At 40.0% G+C, this 2327-nt stretch carries 2 pseudogenes; both read right to left on the bottom strand.

Annotated features, from left to right (window positions below):
* Nucleotides 1-319: 319 nt before the first annotated feature.
* Nucleotides 320-721, bottom strand: a pseudogene (locus HMPREF2865_RS12085) (adhesin); the annotation flags it as partial.
* 656 nt (nucleotides 722-1377) lie between these two features.
* A pseudogene (locus tag HMPREF2865_RS12450) lies at nucleotides 1378-2327 on the bottom strand (hypothetical protein); the annotation flags it as partial.

The raw sequence follows: 2327 nt of genomic DNA, 5'->3' as shown, positions 1-2327 counted from the left end.
GCACTTGTGTTTTTTCAGTCCAGCCCTTGCCTGTGCGGGGCAAATCCGGAAAGAGCCGATTTGTTGCCGAATTGCCTGTAGTACCAATCTTTTTTAAAACTTCCATGGTTCCTGGCTTGGTAGTAAATTTAACCAGTACCCCAGTATATCCCTGTTCGGAATATGCTTTAAGTGGGGAAATAAATGTTTCACTTGTCGCAGATAATTTTCCTTTCTGTTGGAATTCCATAAAATCTTCTTTAGACATGCGCCTATAAAAAATCTCATTACCATACTTATCTTTTTCCAATACTAGACTGTGTGGAGATTTTTTTATTCTTTCTCTATTGGCTTTATTTACCTGCTCTCTAGCCTTAACAGCTTCAATCCCTCTTGGATCTTGATCATAAATTTTCTTGTGAAGCTCTTTGTTAAAATTCGGATTATTTTTCCCTATATTGGGATCATATCTGTAATCTTTCGGTAGTTGCGGTTTCGGCAATGCCTTCTGTTCCCAATCCCGGCTGCTAAACACCCGTTTGCTTCCGTCGGGCCGTACCACTTTCACCGCATTGTCCGACCACGTTACCACAGAGCCTTTCGGTATCAGCTCTCCGTTGGCCAGGCGTTGTTCCTGTGCCAAGGTAACGGTTGTTCCTTTTACCGCTTGGGGGCTTTGGGGAATGCGGGCTTCGCCGACAGGAACAGCCTTTCCGGATGGAGCCTCGGCCTTGCGGACAATTTTGCTTAAATTCCCGGCACTATTCACTACCTTTGCGGCGGCACGCGAGCGGACAATGGCAGATGCCGTCCCGCCGCTGACAACCATAAATGCTGCATTGGTTCCAACCCGGGCATCAAACATTGCGTCCATTCTGCCTGCAAGTTGCGGATTGTTGATATATGCTTCGTCGCGAACCGCTTTCCAGTTTTCGTAGGACATCACAACTTTGTTGACTGTTTGCACGGGACTGGAAACGGCTTCGGCCAATGGAACAATGGTATTGTCCCACGGGTGGCGTATGCCCTCCCATGTGCCTACAACAATCTCTTTGGCTGCCAGATAGGATGCTTCCAGGGGAGGTGGACAGGCAACCCTTAGGTGCTTTCAATACCCTAGGAACGGAATTGCTCTATCCTATCAGTAAGAAAATCGAAAAACTTGCAGCTGTACATTTACTTTAAAAAATCAGAAAGAAACACTCCTACTGTTTCTACATGTTCTACTTACGCTTTTCCCTATATCTATAGCATTCATTGGAAATTTTTCCCTGCTTTATGCAATCTGGATCAATGAAACCAAATATTTCAAATTGTGAATCATTATATACCTCATGCTGATGATCTTTTAATGAACATCCAAAAAGCAAAATAAAAACAATTATTAATAAAATATTTCTAAGGATATATAATGTAGTCATTAGGATTGTCCGGATTTATAAATTTATATTTTCCATCTTTATTAGGATTTATTACCTCTTGATAAGGTTGGAAAATATGTATTTTCCCTCTTGGCGTGTTCTGAAATGTTCCAAAAATTATACCCGTTATCTTATTTTGTTTTTTATTAAGATAAAATTTATCATATTTCTTTCCGTTAATTACAGCATTTTCAATAATAAATTGAAATGAATTATCTAAAACTTTAGGTTCATGTATTATAATTGCATTTTTATGAGAGCTAATAAAATCATCATCATCATTAGCTACATTATTAGGTGAAATACCTAATTTATCTTTATTTAATTGCTCATTAAATTCATGAGCAATTAATACATTTCCAGATAACACAATTTTATTTGTATCCAGTTTTTCCATATCTCCAACATCAAACCTTCCAGTTATCCACGAACCTCCCCTTACCGTTTTATCATCGTAAACCAGAGTAATTTGAGCTGTTCCACTAGGATCTGCAACAACTTCGTTAAGCATGTCATAAAATTTTTTCTCTTTAATAGTAAGATTCTGAAATGTATTTTTCTTAATTGGTACCAATTCCATAATTTCATAGCCTAAGCTATTTAACCTCCCTGTTCCTCTTAATTCAAATTTTCCACCAAGCTCTTTCTTTACTTTACTTAAAAAATTTTTCTGAGCCTTTGGATCACTTTTTAAATTAAATGCCAATAAATTATTCCCCACCGCATTCTGTCCAAGCACACCCCCTACCTGTGCGTTGAACAGGGCATTGGTGTTTGTGCCGCTGGTGCCGTTCAGACTGCCTCCCGCCGCACCCACCACCGAAGCGATAGCACCGGTCTGCGCTTTAATCTCTTCTTTGATGTGCTCGGGCAAAAGGTTGGGATTGAATTTTCCCGTTATCGGGTCGATGGCGGTCTTGCCGTCGT

The organism is Neisseria sp. HMSC073G10, from assembly GCF_001812605.1.
Lineage (GTDB): Bacteria > Pseudomonadota > Gammaproteobacteria > Burkholderiales > Neisseriaceae > Neisseria > Neisseria subflava_A.
Note: the sequence above shows the minus strand (reverse complement) of the source record. Positions and strands in the feature narration are given on the sequence as shown.